This is a genomic window from Massilia sp. LC238 (genome assembly GCF_000735635.1).
In the GTDB taxonomy this organism is placed as follows: domain Bacteria; phylum Pseudomonadota; class Gammaproteobacteria; order Burkholderiales; family Burkholderiaceae_D; genus Telluria; species Telluria varians.
In genome coordinates this window covers 1-15,321 of sequence record NZ_JNNN01000080.1, presented here as the reverse complement: position 1 = coordinate 15,321, position 15,321 = coordinate 1, and the positions used below count along the sequence as shown (strand labels likewise).

Genomic DNA, 15,321 nt, shown 5'->3' with positions numbered 1-15,321 from the left:
CAGAGTGTCCATCCATGCATGCCTCAAGCTTGTGATTCAGATAAGGCTAAAGCGAACATGGATGGAAAAATTTTTCGCGGCTGCTTGCTGGTCCTGCTGGCCTGCCCGGCCCTGGCAATGGCAGAACCCATCTACTCGGCCATGCACGGTAAAGGCGACATCGCCGGCAATCCGGTTGCGGGCGCAGGACAGATGGTGGGCGGCGTGACCTGCGAAGAGGCTGATACCCTGTGGACCGGGTACGCTTTCCTGTACCGGGATGGGGCCATGGGCGACCCGGGCAGCCTCGGCGGCTGGGCCAGCCTCCCCTACGAGATCAAGGATGACCGGCACATCCTCGGCAAGGCCTGTCCGGACGGCGATTGCCTGTCGGTGCAGCCGGACCCGGTCTCCACGGTGCCCGAGCCGGGCAGCCATGCGCTGCTGACGGCCGGACTGGTGCTGCTGGCGGGGTGGCGCAGCTCGGGCAGGCGGGAAAGCCTGCGCTTTTCCTAGCGCAGCATATCGATGTGCATGATGCCGTCTTCGTCATACGGTGCGGAGACGGTCTCGAAGCCGAAGCCCTGGTAGAACTTTTCCAGGTATTGCTGGGCGCCGATGCGGATGCGGTGGCCCGGATAGAGCGCTTCGGCGCGCGCGATGCCCTCAAGCAGCAGGGCGCGCCCGGCGCCGCTGCCGCGCGCGGCCCTGGTCGTGATGACGCGGCCGAGCGACATCTCCTGGTATTTCACGCCCGGGCCCAGCACGCGCAAGTAGGCGGCCAGCCGGCGCTCGCCGTCGACCGTGCGCCAGCCCAGCAGGTGGTGCGCCACCGGGTCGAGTCCGTCGATGTCGGGATAGAGGCAGGTCTGCTCGAGGATGAACACGTCCTGGCGCTGGGCCAGCACGGCGTACAGCTCGGCGGGAGTGAGGTCGTTGAAATGGGAGAACTGCCAGTCGATCATGGGATAAGTCGGGATGGTGGGGCCGCGCGGCGGGATGCTCACGCGGCGGTTTCGAAACCTTCGAGGATGCTGACGGCGCCGGTGCCGCCACCCTCGAACACGAAGGTGGTGGGCAGGCCGAGATGGGCAATGCGCTCGCCGATGCGCAGGAAGTCGCCGCCCTGCAGGCCGAAGCCCGGGGCGAGGCCGCCCAGCGAGACCACCAGGGCCTCGGGCCGGAACATGGCCAGCTTGACGCAGGCCGTTTCCAGCGCCGCGAACCAGGGGCCGCCGCCGCAATCCGGAGGCAGCGCCAGGTTCATGTTGGCGCCCAGCCCCGCACCCACGCCCTGTTCGCCGGCATGGCCGGCATAGAAAGGGTAGGCCTGGCGCGGGTCGAGGTGGATCGACACGAACAGCACTTCGCTGCGCGCATAGAAGATGTCCTGGGTGCCGTGACCGTGGTGGCGCGCGATGTCGAGGATCGCCACCCGCGCCAAGCCATCGTCCAGCAGGTGCTGGGCCGCCAGCGCGGCATTGTTCAGGAAGCAGCCGCCGCCGTAGCCCTCGGCGCGCGCATGCTGGCCCGCGGGCCGGGTCAGCGCGAAGCTGGCGCGTTCGCCCACGCGCAGCGCGTGCGCGGCATTGATGGCGCAGTCGGCCCCCAGTCTGGCCGCGGTCCAGGTGCCGCCCGCGATGGGCGTGCGGCTGTCCGACGCGAACAGGCCGAGACGGGCGAAGAAGTCCTCCGGTTCGGGCTCGCCCGCTGCGCCGCGCGGCGGCCACAGGACCGGCAGCAGCGGCTTGCCGGCGTTCGCTGCATCCAGCGCGTTCCACATGCCCCAGGCCGTGCGCAGGAAGTGCAGGTAGCGCGGCGTGTGCACGCGCTCGAGCGAGACCAGCGGCACGCCGTGCGGCGTCACGATGCGCCCCAGGCCGCGCCGCTCGAATTCCGCCAGCGTCAGCGCGACCGCGTCAGGCTGCTCGTCCCACGGCGCCGTCTCGCCGCTGGCGGCTTGCTGGGCGTGGTGTTCGTTGTAGAACGTCAGCATGCGCGGGATTATATCGGCCTTGGAGCGCTCTTATTGGTTGCTACACAGTTTGCTGCAGTTGTAGGCGGCGACGAAATCGTCGAAGCTGCCGCTGTCCTGGCCTTCGATCGCGGCCTGCTCGTCCAGCGACTTGCGGGCCAGTTCGTCGAACAGGGCTTCCTCGGCCGGCATCAAGGGGCTGTCGCGGAAGCTCGCCGCATGCAGCTCGCTCTGGCGCAGGCCGAAGGCGGTGGCCGAGCCGAGGCTGCGGATCTCTTCCAGCACCCGCGCCGACGGGGTCAGCGCCGGATTGATGATCTTGGCCTTCTGCAGGTTGAGCGAGGACTCGTGCACATTGCCCTCGTTGTGCTGGTCGTCGAGCAGCTGCGCCACCGGGCGGATGCGTTCGATGAGTTCCAGCGCCCAGTCCTTGAGCGGCACGTCGGTGCCGTCGCGGGTAAGCAGCAGGGCCGGGTCGCGGCCTTCCTTGACGGTGCGGGCAAAGTTGCGCGCATGGACCTGGCCTTCGTGGGCGCTGATCAGGGGGCTTTCCTCGAAGGCGCAGAACAGCAGGAAGGCATCGAGGAAGCGGCCGGTTTCCAGGCTGATGCCGACCGGCTCGAACGGATCGACGTCGAGGCAGCGCACCTCGATGTACTGCACCCCGCGGTTGCACAGCGCCTGCACCGGACGCTCGCCGGTGCGGATCACGCGCTTCGGACGGATCGTCGAGTAGTACTCGTTCTCGATCTGCAGCACGTTGGTCGAGAGCTGGATCCACTCGCCGTCGCGCTTGGTGCCGAGCGCCGCATACGGTTCGTACGGGGTGTTCACGGCGGCCATCAGGCTGGTGACGTAGCTCTCCAGGCTGTTCTCGTGCGGGCGCAGGCCGGACTGGGCGTCGTTCTGGTAACCGAGGTCGCTCATGCGCAGGCTGGTCGCGTAGGGCAGGTAGAGCGTGTCGTCGGACAGCGTTTCCAGCTTGTGCGGGCGGCCGCGCAGGAAGCTGGTGGTCAGGGCCGGGGTGGCGCCGAACAGGTACATCAGGAGCCAGCTGTAGCGACGGAAATTGCGGATCATCGCGATGTAGCTTTCGGACTGGAAGTCGCGCAGCGCATGGCGGCGTTCTTCCGTGATGCCTTCGCTGGCGGCCACCAGCTGCCACAGTTTTTCCGGCAGCGAGTAGTTGTAGTGGATGCCCGCGATGCACTGCATCGCCTTCCCGTAGCGCAGCGCCAGGCCGCGGCGGTAGACGTGCTTGAGCATGCCGATGTTCGACTTGCCGTACCAGGCGATCTCGATGTCTTCTTCAAGCGGCAGTTCGCCCGGCATCGAGACGCTCCACAGCATCTCGTCCTTCAGGCGCGCATGCGCGAAACGGTGGATGGCGTCCAGGTGGTTCAGCACCACGGAGATGTCGTGCTCGGCCGGTGTGATGAATTCCAGCAGGGCTTCGGCATAGTCGGTGGTGATCTGCGGATGGGTCAGTGCGGAACCGAGCTCGACCGGATGCGGGGTGCGCGCCAGGTGGCCGCTGTGGTCGACGCGCAGGGTTTCGCGTTCGATGCCGCGCAGGCCCTGGCCGAGCAGGGCGCGGTGCTCATCGTCGTCGAGCAGGGCCAGGCGGCGCTGTAGTTGGTTCGACTCTGGTTGCATACCCACGGGTGTTTCCTTTCTTTTACTACCAATTCGATTGGAGCAGAGAGTAACCGAAAAATGCGGAGTGCGTCGGCGACCGCCTCATTCTTTGGGGGAGTCGGGGGCAGGGGCGGGGGGGGGCGCTTTGGCGCTTGCCGGCGCCTGTTCGGCCGTGATCCAGCGCTCGACCTGGCGCTGGAGCTCGTCCAGCGGCAGGGCGCCGTTCCCCAGCACCACGTCGTGGAAGCGGCGCAGGTCGAAGCGCCGGCCCAGCACGGTGGCGGCGCGCTCGCGCAGCGCGGCGATGCGCAGCTGGCCGATCTTGTAGCCGAGCGCCTGCGCCGGCTGGGCGATGATGCGATCGACTTCCGCCTCGTTATCGGGCGGCGGGTTGGCGGTATTCGCGTTCAGGTAGTCGATCGCACGCTTGCGCGACCAGCCGAGCAGGTGGATGCCGGTGTCCACCACCAGCCGCGCCGCGCGCAGCATCTCTTCGTTCAGGTGGCCGAAACGCGAGAACGGATCGCCGAAGAAGCCCAGTTCCGGACCGAGGCCCTCGGCATAGGTGGCCCAGCCCTCGCCGAAGGCCTGGTACCAGGCGTGGCGGCGGAAGGCCGGCAGCGCGAGTTCCTGGGCGCGCGCCACCTGCAGGTGGTGGCCCGGCAGTGCTTCGTGCAGGGCCACGCTGTCGACCTGCCAGGCTGGCCGCTGATCGAGATGCGATACGTTGACCACCAGCGCGGCGCTGCGGCCTTCGCTGCCCCCTTCGTAATAGGCAAGCGGCTGGCCGGCGCCTTCCGCCGACATCGGCTTGACCGCGATGCCGGCTTCCGGCACCGTCGCCACGACCCGGGGCAGCTTCGCGCTGGCGCGCGCCACGGCCTTGCGGTAGCGGGCCAGCAGGGCTTCCTGGTCCGGGAAGAACAGGCGCCGGTCGGTGCGCGCGAAGCCCAGGAACTGCGCCAGGTTGCCGCGAAAACCGGTGCGTGCCGCCTGCATGGCCATCTCGGCGCGCAGGCGGGTGACTTCGCGCACGCCGATCTCGTGCACCTGGCCCGGGGTCAGGCGCGTGGTGGTGGCATGGCGCACCAGGAAAGCATACCAGTCCGCGCCGCCGGGCAGGCTGGAGGCGCCGATGGTCTCGCGCGCCGCCGGCAGGTATTCGGTGCGCACGAACTCCTCCAGCCGGTGCAGGGCCTGGGCGCCGTTCGCCAGCGCCGAGATGCCGTCCACCAGCAGCTTTTCCCTTGTCTCCGGCTCGATCGTGGCGGGGATGCGCAGGAAAGGCGCGAACAGCGGGCCCGTGGCGATCTCCTCGTGCAGCGCGTGCAGGGCCGCCGGCACCGGCGCCATCACGGTTTTCGGCTGGGTCCAGCCGGCGGCCATCCCGGCGCGCAGCTGCTCGACCAGGCCGTCCACGTGCGCGGGCAGGGCGGCCAGGCGCCCCAGGTAATTGCGGTAATCCAGCTCGCTGGTGAAGGGCATCGCGGCGACCAGCCGCGGCAGGCGCACCTGCAGGCCGTCGACGCTGCTCAGGGGCTGCGGATCGAAGGGCGCGAAGGCGTCGGCCGCCAGCAGGCGTTCGCGCTGGGCGATGAACAGGTCGTAGGAAATCCGGTCCTGGCCCTCAAGTTCCGTGCGCTCGAGCTGGCGTATTTCGGCGAGGACCTGGCGCGTGTGCTCGGCGGCGGCGGCGCGGGCGGCCAGGCTGGTATCGCTCAGGCTGGCGTCGAAGCGGTGTTCACCGATGGTGGTCGCATACTCGGGCTGCTGGCGCAGCTGCCACTGCCATTCGCGCTCGAACAGCCGGCGTGCGGCATCCGTCGTCGTATCGGCGGCGCCGCAGACGAAGGGAGCAAGCAGGACGATCGAGGCGAACAGTTTGCGCATGCCGGACCCAAGGAATGGTCTGGTCATTTTAGCAAGACTGATCCCGGCGGCGCGCCCGTCAGGATAGGCGGCCGCCGCTGACACGCTCGATGCCGGCCAGGTCGCGCCAGCTTTGTACCTCAAGAAAACCACGCGCCGCCAGCAGCGCACGCACGGCCTCGGCCTGGTCGTAGCCATGCTCGAGCAGCAGCCAGCCGCCCGGCATCAGGTGATCGGGGGCCCCGTCGACGATGTTACAGAGCGCAGTCAGGCCGTCGGCATGGTCGGTGAGGGCGCCGACCGGCTCGAAGCGCAGGTCGCCCTGCGACAGGTGCGCGTCGCCGGCGGCGATATAGGGTGGGTTGGACGCGATCAGTTCGAAGCGTTCTTCGCCAATGGCGGCGAACCAGTCGCTGCGCAGGAAGCGCACTTGCGCGCCGTTGGCCGCAGCGTTGGCGCGCGCGATGGCCAGCGCTTCTTCGCTGAGGTCGAGCGCCGTCACGCTGGCATCGCGGCGCGAGTGGGCGCAGGCCACGGCGATGGCGCCGCTGCCGGTGCCCATGTCGAGCAGGCGGCCGCGCGGCGGCAGGCGCTCCAGGCTCAGTTCGACGATCAGTTCGGTGTCGGGGCGCGGAATCAGGACGCCCGGGCCGACCCGGAAGGGCAGGCCGAAGAATTCGCGTTCGCCGACGATGTAGGCGATCGGTTCGCCGTTCAGGCGTCGCTGTACCAATGCGCCCAGGTGCGCGGCTTCCGCGCTGGTCAAGGCACGTTCGGACTGGGTGATCAGGCCGACGCGCGACACTCCCAGCGCGTGGCACAACAGGATGCGGTTTTCCAGCGGTTCGAGCGGCAAGGCGGCCAGCAGCTGCCGGATGGTCGCTCCGGCCTGGATGGCTTGCGTCATGTGCGTTTCTTGCGCAGCAGGACAAAGGCCAGCAGCACGGTCAATACCACGAACCAGATCGCGGACCACTGCGGGATCGCCAGGCCCATGATGCCGTCGGTGGCGCCTTCGCACAGGCCGTCGGCGCGGAACAGCCAGGGCAGGTATTCGGCGGTGGGGATCTTGTTGAGGAAGGTCTCCATCGGGTCGATGCCGCAGCTGAAGCCCGGGTTGGCGATCACGTACAGGTGCTTGCCGACCGTATACAGGCCGCCAAGCGCCGCCAGCAGGGCCAGCACCGTGCCTTCGCGCACCTTGCCGCTGATGGCCGCCACCAGGCTGGCCACGCCGATCGCCAGGAACATGTAGCGCTGGATGACGCACAGCGGGCAGGGCAGCATGTCATGGGCATGCTGCAGGTAGAGGGCGACGCCGATCAGGGCAAAGCAGATCGAGGAGATGGCGAACAGGATCTGGCGGTTGGAAGGCAGCATCATGGTTCTTGTAGTGTAGTTCGTTCGAGACGGGGCATTCTCGCATGAAGCCCCGATGGCTACTTAATCTTTGCTTAACCCATCAATCGCCGAGCGCGGCCAGCAGCTCCGCCTGGTGCTCGGCCGCCAGCGCATTGGTCAGCTCCGACAGGTCGCCATCCATGATGAAGTCCAGCTTGTACAAGGTCAGGTTGATGCGGTGGTCGGTCAGGCGGCCCTGCGGGAAGTTGTAGGTGCGGATCCGTTCGCTGCGGTCGCCCGAGCCGATCAGGCTCTTGCGGGTGGCCGCCTCTTTCGATTGCTGCTCGCGCAGCTGCACGTCCTTGATGCGGGCCGCCAGCACCTTGAGCGCCTGCGCCTTGTTCTTGTGCTGGCTGCGGTCGTCCTGGCACTCGACCACGATGCCGGTCGGCAGGTGGGTGATGCGCACCGCCGAATCGGTCTTGTTGATGTGCTGGCCGCCGGCGCCCGAGGCCCGGTAGGTGTCGATGCGCAGGTCGGCCGGGTTGATGTTCACGTCCTCGACCTCGTCGGCTTCCGGCATCACGGCCACGGTACAGGCCGAAGTGTGGATACGGCCCTGGGTCTCGGTGGCGGGAACGCGCTGCACGCGGTGGCCGCCCGATTCGAATTTCAGTTTCGAGTACACGCCGTTGCCGATGATGCGCACGATGACTTCGCGGTAGCCGCCCAGGTCCGAGGGTGACTCCGACACCAGCTCGACCTGCCAGCGGTTGCGCTCCGCGAAGCGGCTGTACATGCGCAGCAGGTCGCCGGCGAACAGGGCCGACTCGTCGCCGCCGGTGCCGGCGCGGATCTCGAGGAAGATGTTGCGCTCGTCGTTGGCGTCCTTCGGCAGCAGCATCTTCTGCAGCTCGAGGTCGAGGTCGGCCAGGCGCGCTTTCGCGGCTTCGATTTCTTCCTGGGCGAAGTCCTTCATCTCGGGATCCTGGGCCATCTCCTGGGCAGCCACAATGTCTTCCTGCGCCGCGCCGTACTGGCGGTACAGGGCGACCAGGGGCGAAAGCTCGGCGTGCTCGCGGGTCATCTTGCGGTAGCTGTCCATGTTGGCGGTGGCGCCTTCGGACATCAGGAGTTCGTCCAGTTCGACGAGTCGGTTGGCCAGTTGGTCCAGCTTGGCCAGCATGGATGGTTTCATGGGTGCTCGGTAGAGTCTAGATAGCCGCGGGGCGGCCGGAACGCGCCTCGCGTGAAGCGCACGACGAAAGGAAGAGGGCCGCTAACGGCGGCCGCGGAACAGCTGGGGCAGCAGGCTGGCGAGGCGGGCGCGCTCGTCGCCCTGGGCGTGGTGCAGCGCCTGCTGGGGACCGTGCAGGAACTTGGCGGCCAGGCCCTTCGACAGCGCTTCGAGCACCGCCTCCGGGTCGTCGCCGCGCGCCAGCAGCTTGCGTGCGCGTTCGAGTTCGGCCAGGCGCAGCGCTTCGCTCGATTCGTGCAGGTCGCGGATGACCGGCACCATGGCGCGGTCGCCGACCCAGTGCATGAAGGACTGCACGCGCGTCTCGATGATGGCTTCGGCCTGGGCCACGGCGGCCTGGCGGCTCTCGATGCCGGTCTGGACCACCTGGGCAAGGTCGTCCACGGTATACAGGAACACGTCGTCCAGGCGCGCGACTTCGGGTTCGATGTCGCGCGGCACGGCCAGGTCGACCATGAACACCGGTCGATGGCGGCGCGCCTTGATCGCGCGCTCGACCATGCCGAGGCCGATCAGGGGCAGCGACGAGGCGGTGCAGGAGATCACGATGTCGAAATGCTGCAGGCGCTCGGGCAGGTCAGCCAGGCGGATCGCCTCGCCGTTGTAGCGCGTGGCGAGCTGCTGGCCGCGCTCCATGGTGCGGTTGGCGATGGTGACGGATTTCGGGTTCTGGGCCGCGAAGTGGGCGGCGCACAGTTCGATCATTTCGCCGGCGCCGATGAACAGCACGTGCTGGTCGGCGATGCGGTCGAAGATGCGCTGCGACAGACGCACCGCGGCCGCCGCCATCGAGACGCTGTGGGCGCCGATCTCGGTGGTGCTGCGCACTTCCTTGGCCACGGCAAAGCTGCGCTGGAACAGCTGGTGCAGGTAGGTGCCCAGGCCGCCGGCTTCCTCGGCGGTGCGCACCGCGTCCTTCATCTGGCCCAGGATCTGCGGCTCGCCGAGCACCATGGAGTCGAGCCCGGAGGCGACGCGGAAGGCGTGGCGCACCGCACTGTCTTGCGGCAGCATGTAGAGGTGCGGGCGCAGTTCGGCGAAATTGAGCGCGTGGTAGTGGGCCAGGAACTGGGCCGAGGCGTCGAGCGGATTGGCGATGTCGCTGGCCGCATACATCTCGGTGCGGTTGCAGGTCGAGAGGATGGCCGCCTCGTTGCCGGAAGCGCCAGGCGCGCCCTGGCGTGCGAACCAGCTGCGCGCCGCCTGTACCGCCTTGCCGAGCTGGTCAGGCGCGAGCGCCAGCTGCTCGCGCAGCGAGACCGGTGCGGTCGTGTGGTTCAGGCCAACGGCAAGCAGTTGCATGGTGGGACGGGGTCGACAGGTATGCACCCATTATACCCTTGTGCGAGAAGGGTTTCAGCGGACGGCCGGGGCCGGCCGCCCGTGTTGACGCAATGATCAGGCGCCCAGCTTTTCCAGGCGGTAGCCGTAGCTGTAGACCGGCACCAGGCGGAAGCCGTTTTCCGGACGCAGGCTGAGCTTGTTGCGCACGCGCGAGACGTGGGTGTCCATGGTGCGCGAAGGCACGTCGGTATCGCGTACCCACACGGATTCATGGATGTAGGCGCGCGACAGCGGACGGCCGATGTTGCGGAAGAACAGCAGCGCCAGCGAGAGTTCCTTCTGGGTGACGTCGATGATCGAACCGTCCTTGAGCAGGCGGCCCGGGCGGGTCTCGAAGGTGAACGGACCGAACTGCAGCTGCTCGGCGCTGTTCTGCGACGGGTAGGCGCGGCGCAGCAGGGCCGAGACACGGGCCACCAGCTCGCCGCGGCGCAGCGGCTTGACCAGGTAATCGTCGGCGCCCGCGGTGACGCCGGCGATGATGTCGTCTTCGGCATTGTTACCGACCAGGAAAATGACAGGCGCACTGGCCGCCATCTTTTCCTTGGCGCGGCGCAGCACTTCGGCGCCTTCCATGTCGGGGACGTTCCAGTCCATGACCAGCATGTCGGCATTTTCCTTGCGCAGTTGCGCGAGGCATTCCTTGGCGCTGTCATACGGCTGGCAGCTGTGGCCCGCGGCCGTCAGCACCTGGCAAATGAGTTCAGCCTGGCTGCGGTCTTGTTCAAGAACGGCGATCTTCATAGGACATCTACTGTTGAGGTTGCCCATGTAGGAAGGCTCCTACAAGGGTTAAACCGAATATAGCAGACTTTCACAAAATAACGCTACAGCAAAATAAAGATTTTCCGCAGGAAACGCCGTTGTGTTGTGTTCAAGCGAACGCGGGCCGCGCGTTACACTTGTCGGTACGAAGTTACCGGGAGGCGATATGTTGTTTCGACGCAAAAATAAAGACCTCGTCGCGCCCGAATCGCCGGTGACGCCGGTGAGCGGGGCCGAGATCGAGGTGGTGCGCGAGCGCTGCCGCGAGATGGTGCGCAAGCGGGCGCTGGTGTCGGCCGGGGTGGCGGCGGTACCGTTGCCGGGCCTGGACGTGCTGTCGGACCTGAGCACCTTCACGCTGCTGGTGGAAGAGGTCAACAAGGAATTCGGCCTGAGCCAGAAACAGATCGAGCGCCTGCATCCGCGCCTGCGAGTATTGGCCTACCAGGCGGCGGCCTCGGTCGGCGGCATGCTGGTGGGGAAACTGGTGACCAAGCGGCTGGTGCTGGTGCTGTTCAAGCGCGCCGGCGTGAAGATCGCGGCCAAGACGGTGGCCAAGGTGGTGCCGGTCGCGGGGCAGGTGGCCTCGGCGGCGATCGGCTTCGCCTTGTTCCGCAAGATGGGCTACCAGCACGTGGATGCCTGCGCCAAGGTAGCGCGCGAGTTGCAGAAGCTGCAGGTGATCGATGCGGGGACGGCGCAGGCGGATAAACAAATGCCCGCTTGAGCGGGCACTTGTTTATCGGAGCAGGATCGCTCAGGCGTCCGGCAGCACCACGTTCACGTCCAGCACTTCCAGGTTGCCCTGGCGGTCGAGCGAGATCTTGATGTCGTCCGCGCTGACCTTGGTGTATTTCGAGATGACCTCGATCAGCTCGCGGTGCAGGGCCGGCAGGAAGTCCGGACCGGTCACACTGCTGCGCTCGCGGGCGATGATGATCTGCAGGCGTTCCTTGGCGGCTGAAGCGCTCTTCTTTTTCTCCGGAAACAGAAAGTTGAGAAGTGCCATATCACTTGGCTCCAAAGATACGCTGGAACAGGCCCGGCTTTTCGTAGTTGGTGAAACGCAGCGGACGCTCTTCGCCCAGGAAGCGGGCGATCACGTCCTCGTAGGCCTCGGCCACGTCGGTGCCCTTGAAATGGATCGCCGGGTTGCCCTGGTTCGAGGCATGCAGCACCGATTCCGATTCCGGGATGATGCCGATCAGCGGGATGCGCAGGATTTCCTGCACGTCCTGGTAGGACAGCATTTCGTCGGCTTCCACGCGCTTCGGCGAGTAGCGGGTGATCAGGAGGTGTTCCTTGACCGGCTCCGAACCGCTCTGGGCGCGGCGCGACTTGGCTTGCAGGATGCCGAGGATGCGGTCCGAGTCGCGCACCGAGGACACTTCCGGGTTGGTGACGATGATCGCCTCGTCCGCGAAGGTCAGCGCCATCAGCGCGCCGTGCTCGATGCCCGCCGGCGAGTCGCAGATGATGAATTCGAAGCCCATCTTGACCAGATCGTTCAGCACGCGCTCGACGCCGTCTTCGCTCAGCGCTTCCTTGTCGCGCGTCTGCGAGGCCGGCAGGATGAACAGGTTGTCGGTGTGCTTGTCCTTGATCAGCGCCTGGTTCAGGGTCGCCTCGCCGTTGATCACGTTGATCAGGTCGTAGACCACGCGGCGTTCGCAACCCATGATCAGGTCGAGGTTGCGCAGGCCGACGTCGAAGTCGATGACCGCGGTCTTGTGGCCGCGCAGGGCCAGGCCGCTGGAAAAGCTTGCGCTCGAAGTGGTTTTGCCCACACCGCCCTTGCCGGACGTCACAACAATAATTCTTGCCACAAAAAGGTCCTTTACAGTTCTAGCAGTATCTGCGGTCAAAGGTTTATGCGCGGGATGCCGGCGCCAGCGACGAGATCGCCAGCCGGTCGCCGACCAGCTTGATCTGCGCCGGCTGGCGCGTCAGGTCATTCGGGAAACCGTCGTCGAAGGTACGGTACACGCCCGCGATCGACACCAGTTCCGGCTGCATCGACAGGGCAAAGATGCGCGCTTCCGGATTCCCGGAAGCGCCCGCCAGTGCCCGGCCGTTCAGGGGCGCGTACACGTGGATGCTGCCGTCGGCGATGATTTCCGCGCCATTGTTGACGACCGCGGTGATGATCAGGTCGGTGCCGCGCGCGTAGACGCGCTGGCCGGCACGCACCGGGGTGTCGATGATCATGGCCGCCACCGGCGCGGACGCCGGGGCAGGTTCAGGCGCCGGCGTGGGCGCTGGCGTGGGTGCCGGGGTCGGCGCCGCCGCGGCCGGCACTTCTTTCGTTTCAGGAGCGCGCACGCCGCTCGATCCGTCGTCCAGCGACAGGCCATGGGCGCGGATCGCGTCCGCCATTTCCGGACCGGCGCCGCGCACGGCCACCGCATTGAGCCGGTATTTCTTCAGCAGCGCCACCAGGGCCGGCCAGTCGATGCTTGGTGCCGCAGTGGCGGACCACTCGTGGGCGATGGCGGCGATGTCGATCACCGCGAACTCGTCCTCGAAGAAGTCCGAGACCCCGCCGGTCATCTGGTTCAGTGCCGCGTCGATCGTGGCCGGGTCGGCCGAATGCAGGATCGTCGAAATGGCGACGACCGTGGAAATCTTGATTTCGATGGGCAGAGAGGATGGGGTCTTCAGCATAAAACGGTCTGGTTGGCGTTGCGCTCGTGCATTCTACTGTGAAATTTGACCGAAAGGACATTTACGTACGCATGATTCCTAGTAGAAATGAGTGTTACCACGACTAGGTGATGCACGTTCAAAAATATGTGCGCAAGATGGTGACAGCCTGTTATGGCGCGGTTGTAATCGGTGAATAAGCTGATAAGATTGATTTCGATTAAACATGGGCTTTGCGCAAACCGTAAGATGCATGCTTTTCGGCCCAGCCGTCTTCAGTTTTTAACATTCCCCGGCCAGACCGGGAACTAGGGAGAGCAACATGGAAGATGTCGTCATCGTGGCCGCCGGCCGCACGCCTGTCGGTAAATTCGGCGGCACGCTGGCCAAGATACCTGCCGCCGAGCTCGGCGCGCACGTGATTCGCCAACTGCTGGCCAAGACCGGCATCGATCCCGCCTCGGTCAGCGAGGTGATCATGGGCCAGGTCCTCACCGCCGGCGCCGGCCAGAACCCGGCCCGCCAGGCCGTCATCAAGGGTGGGCTGCCCGACATGGTGCCGGCCCAGACCATCAACATGGTCTGCGGCAGCGGCCTGAAGGCTACCCACCTGGCGGCCCAGGCCATCAAGTGCGGCGACGCCCAGATCGTCATCGCCGGCGGCCAGGAAAACATGAGCGCCTCGCCGCACGTGCTGAACGGCTCGCGCGACGGTTTCCGCATGGGCGACGCCAAGCTGGTCGACACCATGATCGTCGACGGCCTGTGGGACGTGTACAACCAGTACCACATGGGCGTGACCGCCGAGAACGTGGCGCGCAAGTACGACGTGTCGCGCGCCGAGCAGGATGAGTTCGCGCTGCAGTCGCAGCTCAAGGCCGAAGCCGCCCAGAAGGCCGGCAAGTTCAAGGACGAGATCATCCCCGTCGAGATCCCGTCCAAGAAGGGCCCGACCATCTTCGACACCGACGAATACCCGAAGCACGGCTCGACGCTCGAAGCGCTGAGCGGCCTGCGTCCGGCCTTCAACAAGGAAGGCAGCGTCACCGCCGGCAACGCCTCCGGCATCAACGACGGCGCCGCAGCCGTCATCATGATGAGCGCCTCGAAGGCGAAAGAGCTGGGCCTGACCCCGTTGGCGCGCATCAAGGCCTACGCATCGGCCGGCCTGGACCCGTCGATCATGGGCATGGGCCCGGTCTCGGCCACCCAGCTGTGCCTCAAGAAGGCCGGCTGGACCCATGAAGACATCGACCTGATGGAAATCAACGAGGCGTTTGCCGCCCAGGCCATCGCGGTCAACAAGGAAATGGGCTGGGATACCTCGAAGATCAACGTGAACGGCGGCGCGATCGCGCTGGGCCACCCGATCGGCGCCTCCGGCTGCCGCGTGCTGGTGACCCTGCTGCACGAGATGGTGCGCCGCGACGCCAAGCGCGGCCTGGCCAGCCTGTGCATCGGCGGCGGCATGGGCGTGGCGCTGGCGGTCGAGCGCGACTGAAGCGATACACGGGACGGCCCAGGGCCGCCCCTCGAACAGCAGTGACTGACAAATATAACTGGAGAAGACAATGGCACGAGTAGCATTGGTGACGGGCGGCATGGGCGGTCTGGGCGAAGCGGTGTGCATCAAGCTGGCCGCTTTGGGTTACAAGGTCGTCACTACGTATTCGCCGGGGAACAAGAAGGCGGAGAGCTGGCTGAGCCAGATGAAAGAGCAGGGCTACGACTTCCGGGCCTATCCCTGCGACGTGGCCGATTACGATTCGGCCCAGGCCTGCGTGCGCCAGGTCGAGCAGGAAGTCGGCCCGGTCGACGTGCTGGTGAACAACGCCGGCATCACGCGCGACATGACCTTCAAGAAGATGGACAAGCCGAACTGGGACGCGGTCATGAAGACCAACCTGGATTCCGTGTTCAACATGACCAAGCCGGTCTGCGACGGCATGGTCGAGCGCGGCTGGGGCCGGATCATCAACATCTCGTCGGTGAACGGCCAGAAGGGCGCCTTCGGCCAGACCAACTATTCGGCGGCCAAGGCCGGCATGCACGGCTTCACCAAGGCCCTGGCCCTGGAAGTGGCGCGCAAGGGCGTCACCGTCAACACCATCTCGCCGGGCTACATCGGCACCAAGATGGTGATGGACATCCCGAGTGAAGTTCTGGAAAGCAAAATCATTCCGCAGATTCCGATGGGCCGCCTGGGCAAGCCGGAAGAAGTCGCCGGCCTGGTGGCTTACCTGTCGTCGGATGAAGCAGCGTTTGTCACAGGCGCGAATATCGCGATTAATGGGGGGCAGCACATGTCCTGATCGTTTTCTACAGGACTGCAGGATAAGACTGCCCGGACGAGTGATCGACCGGGCAGTTTTATTTGGGTGCTGAGATAGCCCCTTGATTCACCAGACACAGTCGATGCTGTATCCTTACGGATAGGAATAAGACTGTGAGTATGACTAGGAACAACCAAACCATCGAAGTCGTGACGGTGTCCGAAGAGCGACGCCGC

Annotated in this window: 16 protein-coding genes; 4 read left to right on the top strand and 12 right to left on the bottom strand. The window is 66.1% G+C overall.

What is annotated here, in order from left to right; all coding sequences use genetic code 11:
- The first annotated feature begins 117 nt into the window (after window positions 1-117).
- Window positions 118-495, top strand: coding sequence for a PEP-CTERM sorting domain-containing protein (locus tag FG94_RS23415; RefSeq protein ID WP_161783991.1), 378 nt, complete (start codon window positions 118-120; stop codon window positions 493-495).
- Here FG94_RS23415 and FG94_RS23410 read toward each other — a convergent pair.
- The 9 genes from FG94_RS23410 to FG94_RS23370 form a co-directional block, all read right to left on the bottom strand.
- Complete coding sequence (locus FG94_RS23410) at window positions 492-944, bottom strand: GNAT family N-acetyltransferase (protein ID WP_036216955.1); 453 nt, start codon at window positions 942-944, stop codon at window positions 492-494. The two genes, FG94_RS23415 and FG94_RS23410, sit on opposite strands and share 4 nt — an antisense overlap.
- Before the next feature lie 38 nt (window positions 945-982).
- The gene (locus tag FG94_RS23405) at window positions 983-1,975 is read right to left on the bottom strand and encodes an acetylpolyamine aminohydrolase (RefSeq protein ID WP_036216771.1); all 993 of its coding nucleotides are present in this window, start codon (window positions 1,973-1,975) and stop codon (window positions 983-985) included.
- Between the two features lie 30 nt (window positions 1,976-2,005).
- Window positions 2,006-3,610 carry a glutamate--cysteine ligase gene (gshA, locus tag FG94_RS23400; protein ID WP_036216769.1) on the bottom strand — a complete coding sequence of 535 codons (1,605 nt, stop codon included), beginning with the start codon at window positions 3,608-3,610 and terminating at the stop codon, window positions 2,006-2,008.
- Between the two features lie 84 nt (window positions 3,611-3,694).
- Complete coding sequence (locus tag FG94_RS23395) at window positions 3,695-5,482, bottom strand: DUF885 family protein (RefSeq protein WP_051997039.1); 1,788 nt, start codon at window positions 5,480-5,482, stop codon at window positions 3,695-3,697.
- Between the two features lie 58 nt (window positions 5,483-5,540).
- Entirely contained in the window at window positions 5,541-6,368 is an 828-nt protein-coding gene (gene prmC / locus FG94_RS23390) for a peptide chain release factor N(5)-glutamine methyltransferase (protein WP_036216767.1), read from the bottom strand.
- A complete protein-coding gene (locus FG94_RS23385; RefSeq protein WP_027864598.1) occupies window positions 6,365-6,838 on the bottom strand; it encodes a disulfide bond formation protein B in 474 nt (157 codons plus the stop codon). Before FG94_RS23385 ends, prmC begins: the two co-directional genes overlap by 4 nt.
- 85 nt (window positions 6,839-6,923) lie before the next feature.
- On the bottom strand, window positions 6,924-8,000 hold the full coding sequence (prfA, locus tag FG94_RS23380; protein WP_036216765.1) for a peptide chain release factor 1: 1,077 nt from the start codon (window positions 7,998-8,000) through the stop codon (window positions 6,924-6,926).
- Window positions 8,001-8,081: 81 nt separating this feature from the next.
- On the bottom strand, window positions 8,082-9,362 hold the full coding sequence (hemA, locus tag FG94_RS23375; protein ID WP_036216763.1) for a glutamyl-tRNA reductase: 1,281 nt from the start codon (window positions 9,360-9,362) through the stop codon (window positions 8,082-8,084).
- A 96-nt stretch (window positions 9,363-9,458) separates the two neighbouring features.
- Window positions 9,459-10,148 carry a response regulator transcription factor gene (locus tag FG94_RS23370; RefSeq protein ID WP_036216761.1) on the bottom strand — a complete coding sequence of 230 codons (690 nt, stop codon included), beginning with the start codon at window positions 10,146-10,148 and terminating at the stop codon, window positions 9,459-9,461.
- Between the two features lie 187 nt (window positions 10,149-10,335).
- Between FG94_RS23370 and FG94_RS23365 the strand changes: the two genes are divergently transcribed.
- Window positions 10,336-10,896 (top strand): hypothetical protein, encoded by a 561-nt coding sequence (locus FG94_RS23365; RefSeq protein ID WP_051997038.1) that lies wholly within the window; start codon window positions 10,336-10,338, stop codon window positions 10,894-10,896.
- Between the two features lie 30 nt (window positions 10,897-10,926).
- Here FG94_RS23365 and minE read toward each other — a convergent pair whose 3' ends face one another.
- Genes minE through minC form a run of 3 tightly spaced genes read right to left on the bottom strand, consistent with a single transcriptional unit; the run spans window position 10,927 to window position 12,833 of the window.
- A complete protein-coding gene (gene minE, locus FG94_RS23360; protein ID WP_027864594.1) occupies window positions 10,927-11,178 on the bottom strand; it encodes a cell division topological specificity factor MinE in 252 nt (83 codons plus the stop codon).
- Between the two features lies 1 nt (window position 11,179).
- A complete protein-coding gene (gene minD, locus FG94_RS23355; protein ID WP_027864593.1) occupies window positions 11,180-11,995 on the bottom strand; it encodes a septum site-determining protein MinD in 816 nt (271 codons plus the stop codon).
- A 43-nt stretch (window positions 11,996-12,038) separates the two neighbouring features.
- On the bottom strand, window positions 12,039-12,833 hold the full coding sequence (gene minC, locus FG94_RS23350) for a septum site-determining protein MinC (protein WP_036216759.1): 795 nt from the start codon (window positions 12,831-12,833) through the stop codon (window positions 12,039-12,041).
- Between the two features lie 301 nt (window positions 12,834-13,134).
- On the opposite strand from minC, the gene FG94_RS23345 reads away from it, so the two are divergent.
- Together FG94_RS23345 and FG94_RS23340 are read left to right on the top strand one after the other, a co-directional pair.
- A complete protein-coding gene (locus tag FG94_RS23345; protein WP_036216757.1) occupies window positions 13,135-14,313 on the top strand; it encodes an acetyl-CoA C-acetyltransferase in 1,179 nt (392 codons plus the stop codon).
- Between the two features lie 70 nt (window positions 14,314-14,383).
- A complete protein-coding gene (locus FG94_RS23340; protein ID WP_036216755.1) occupies window positions 14,384-15,124 on the top strand; it encodes a beta-ketoacyl-ACP reductase in 741 nt (246 codons plus the stop codon).
- The last annotated feature ends 197 nt before the right edge of the window (window positions 15,125-15,321 follow it).

Bases quoted from the DNA above. Each gene is read 5' to 3' on its own strand.
- FG94_RS23415 (WP_161783991.1), top strand. From the start codon at position 118: ATGGCAGAACCCATCTACTCGGCCATGCACGGTAAAGGCGACATCGCC.
- FG94_RS23410 (WP_036216955.1), bottom strand. From the start codon at position 944: ATGATCGACTGGCAGTTCTCCCATTTCAACGACCTCACTCCCGCCGAG.
- FG94_RS23405 (WP_036216771.1), bottom strand. From the start codon at position 1,975: ATGCTGACGTTCTACAACGAACACCACGCCCAGCAAGCCGCCAGCGGC.
- gshA (WP_036216769.1), bottom strand. From the start codon at position 3,610: ATGCAACCAGAGTCGAACCAACTACAGCGCCGCCTGGCCCTGCTCGAC.
- FG94_RS23395 (WP_051997039.1), bottom strand. From the start codon at position 5,482: ATGCGCAAACTGTTCGCCTCGATCGTCCTGCTTGCTCCCTTCGTCTGC.
- prmC (WP_036216767.1), bottom strand. From the start codon at position 6,368: ATGACGCAAGCCATCCAGGCCGGAGCGACCATCCGGCAGCTGCTGGCC.
- prfA (WP_036216765.1), bottom strand. From the start codon at position 8,000: ATGAAACCATCCATGCTGGCCAAGCTGGACCAACTGGCCAACCGACTC.
- hemA (WP_036216763.1), bottom strand. From the start codon at position 9,362: ATGCAACTGCTTGCCGTTGGCCTGAACCACACGACCGCACCGGTCTCG.
- FG94_RS23370 (WP_036216761.1), bottom strand. From the start codon at position 10,148: ATGAAGATCGCCGTTCTTGAACAAGACCGCAGCCAGGCTGAACTCATT.
- FG94_RS23365 (WP_051997038.1), top strand. From the start codon at position 10,336: ATGTTGTTTCGACGCAAAAATAAAGACCTCGTCGCGCCCGAATCGCCG.
- minE (WP_027864594.1), bottom strand. From the start codon at position 11,178: ATGGCACTTCTCAACTTTCTGTTTCCGGAGAAAAAGAAGAGCGCTTCA.
- minC (WP_036216759.1), bottom strand. From the start codon at position 12,833: ATGCTGAAGACCCCATCCTCTCTGCCCATCGAAATCAAGATTTCCACG.
- FG94_RS23345 (WP_036216757.1), top strand. From the start codon at position 13,135: ATGGAAGATGTCGTCATCGTGGCCGCCGGCCGCACGCCTGTCGGTAAA.
- FG94_RS23340 (WP_036216755.1), top strand. From the start codon at position 14,384: ATGGCACGAGTAGCATTGGTGACGGGCGGCATGGGCGGTCTGGGCGAA.